This window comes from Acidovorax sp. KPB24-07 (assembly GCF_057543315.1).
The window spans coordinates 1-2,400 of sequence record NZ_BAAJYS010000465.1; the positions used below are offsets into that span (position 1 = coordinate 1).

At 72.0% G+C, this 2,400-nt stretch carries 3 protein-coding genes; all 3 read left to right on the plus strand.

Annotated elements, in window-relative coordinates; genetic code table 11:
* A partial coding sequence (locus tag AC27IQ_RS22630) for a LysR substrate-binding domain-containing protein (protein ID WP_487090879.1) occupies positions 1-331 on the plus strand: 331 nt, incomplete at its 5' end.
* Between the two features lie 136 nt (positions 332-467).
* Complete coding sequence (locus tag AC27IQ_RS22635) at positions 468-2,105, plus strand: sensor histidine kinase (RefSeq protein WP_487090880.1); 1,638 nt, start codon at positions 468-470, stop codon at positions 2,103-2,105.
* A partial coding sequence (locus tag AC27IQ_RS22640) for a response regulator (protein WP_487090881.1) occupies positions 2,102-2,400 on the plus strand: 299 nt, incomplete at its 3' end. The genes AC27IQ_RS22635 and AC27IQ_RS22640, both read left to right, overlap by 4 nt.

Below are 2,400 nucleotides of genomic sequence, written 5' to 3' on the forward strand. Positions count from 1 at the left end.
CGCCTCGGGCCTGGGCCGCATCATGCGGGCGCGCATGCGCGGCGTGTACGGCGATGGCGGGGAGTCGGCCGTGCCGGGCGGCGTGGCGGTGGTGTTCACCGCGCACCACGCGGTGCTGCTCAAGACCATGGCGCTGGAGGGGCGCGGCGTGGCCTGGCTGCCGCGCAGCCTCATCGCCGACGACCTGCGGGCCGGCACGCTGGTGGCGGCCGGCGAGGCGGCCTGGGACGTGCCGGTGGAGATCCGCCTGTACCGCCAGCGCGCCGGCATGTCGGAGGTGGCCGAATCGCTGTGGGCGCTGGCCGGCGGCCAGGCCATCCCGGCCAAATAACCCCGATGCCGTTAGATCGATTGCCTGTTTAGCTATTATTTCCATAGCAACCGGGGGATCCGGCTGCCTGGCCTCTGGCAGGTTGCCGGCACCCGGCACGGAACATAATGCAGGCCCTTCGCACTCCGACGGCCCCATGTACCGCGCAAGACTCTCCCTGGCATTCGCCGCCCTCGTGGCCCTGGTATGCATCCAGGCCGCGTTCGTGTACTGGGGCACCCACCGCGTCAACGACTACGCCCAGCACAGCCGGCTGGCCAGCGACATCCTCTCGGAGTTGCTGGACCTGTCGGCCAACAAGCAGCGGCTGCGCGTGTGGGCCACCCAGCGCCTGATGAACGCCAATGCCGTGCCTGAGGTGCGCGAGCGGCTGCTCGAACGCATGCACCAAAGCGCGGCCGCCCTGGCGGAGCTGGCCCGCCGCGACCTGGCCCTGTGGCACGAACTGGCCCACCGCGAGGGCATGTCCATGCCCCAGGAGGTGCCGCAGCTCGTGCGCGTGACGGAGCTGCTGGAGGACAACATCCAGGCCGTGGAGGCCCGCCTGGCGCAGCTGCAGCCGCTGGAGCCCGGGGCCGACTTCCCTGCGGTGTGGGAAGAGCTGAACGCCACGTTCGACATGGCGCGCGGCCTGGACCTGCGCGAGCTCATCAACGGCGCCATCGAGCGCCAGCGCAGCGCCGTTCCCGTGGCGCGCGCCGCCACCGAGCGCGGGCTGGACGTGCTGCGCCAGCAGGCGATCACGCTGGTGATCGTCACCCTCGCCGTGGCGGCCCTGCTGGCGCTGCACCTGAACCGCCGCCTGCAGCGCCCCCTGGACCGCCTGCTGGCCGGCACGCGGGCCTTGCAGGCCGGCGCGCTGGACCACCGGGTGGCCACCGGCTCGAAGGACGAATTCGACCGCGTCGCCCAGCACTTCAATGCCATGGCGGCGGAGCTGCAGCAGCACCGCGCCCATGCCGATGCGGCGCGCCGCGAACTGGAGGATGCGGTGCAGGCCCGCACGCATGAACTGAGCGTGGCGCACGAAACCCTGCAGCGCGTGGACCAGCGCCGGCGCCAGCTGTTCGCCGACCTGGGCCACGAACTGCGCACGCCCGCCACGGCCATCCGGGGCGAGGCCGAAATCGCGATGCGCGGCGGCGACCGGCCGGCGCAGGAATACCGCCAGACGCTGCAGCGCATCGTCGGCGGCGTCGACCAGCTCACCAAGGTGATCCACGACCTGCTGCTGATCGCCAGGACCGAGGCGGACCAGTTGGTGATCCGCCCACGCCGCATCGACCTGCAGGCCCTGGTGACCGATGCGGCGGAGCAGGCCTCCGCGCTGGGCGGACTGCACGGCGTGGCCGTGGAGCCCCTGCCGCCCGCCCCCGGCGGCCCGCTGATGGTGAACGCCGATGCCGACCGGCTGCGCCAGGCGCTGATGATCGTGCTGGACAACGCGGTGCGCTATTCGCAGCGCGGCGGCATGGTGCGCGTGGGCTGCCAGCCCGGCCCCGACGGCGAAGCCCAGGTGCTGGTGCGCGACGAAGGCATCGGCATCGAGGCCGAGGAACTGCCCGCCGTGTTCCAGCGCTTCGTGCGCGGCCAGCGCGCGCGGGCACACCGCGCGGACGGCACCGGCATCGGACTGTCGATCGCGCAGTCCATCGTGCACGCGCACCATGGCCGCATCGACATCGACAGCCAGCCCGGCGTGGGCACGGTGGTCCAGATCACCGTGCCTTCGGCCAGCCACCCCGAAACCCTGTCCCCCGAGGAAACCGCATGAACATCCTGGTGGTCGAAGACGATCCGCGCGTGGCGGACTTCCTGCTGCGCGGCCTCAAGGCCGAAGGCTACAGCGTGGAGCTGGCGCGCAACGGCCCGGACGGCCTGGCCCTGGCGCGCACCGGCGATCCCGGGCTGCTGCTGCTCGACCTCATGCTGCCCGGCCTGAGCGGCCTGGAGCTGTGCCAGACACTGCGCTCCGAAGGGCGCCACGTGCCGGTGCTGATGCTCAGCGCACTCAGCAACACCGAGGACAAGGTCAACGGCCTGCGGCTGGGCGCCGACGACTACCTCAC

Bases quoted from the DNA above. Each gene is read 5' to 3' on its own strand.
- AC27IQ_RS22635 (WP_487090880.1), top strand. From the start codon at position 468: ATGTACCGCGCAAGACTCTCCCTGGCATTCGCCGCCCTCGTGGCCCTG.